Consider the following 350-nt stretch of genomic DNA (forward strand, 5'->3'; position numbering starts at 1 on the left):
AGCCAATAGGCTGCTTTTTTTATGTCTTTTTTCTTTCTTACACAGGTTTTCTACTGAATACGCCGAGGATAGGCGTACCTTGTTTTCGCAATATAGGCTCGATATCACTATAAAGCGCGTGGTACTTGTAAAAAGGCACGCGAGGAAACAAGTGATGAATAGCGTGCAGGTTTTGACCAACCCAGATCCATTCAAAAGGCTTCAGCCAAACTGGAACAATTAAGTTATTGGTATTGCGATAACGCGCCGTTTCTTGATAAGGGATATGTGGTCTGTAAGCGAACCAGTAGGCCGTGAACGTACCACCTAACAGGAAACCTAGAACCAAGACCAACGCTAATTCTATACTT

General features: G+C 42.9%; 1 protein-coding gene. It reads right to left on the reverse strand.

The window, feature by feature from the left end; all coding sequences use genetic code 11:
• Window positions 1-37: 37 nt before the first annotated feature.
• Window positions 38-350, reverse strand: a 313-nt coding sequence (locus A3762_RS06620) for a fatty acid desaturase (protein ID WP_197469092.1), incomplete at its 5' end; no start/stop codon positions are given.

This window comes from Oleiphilus sp. HI0125, assembly GCF_001635355.1.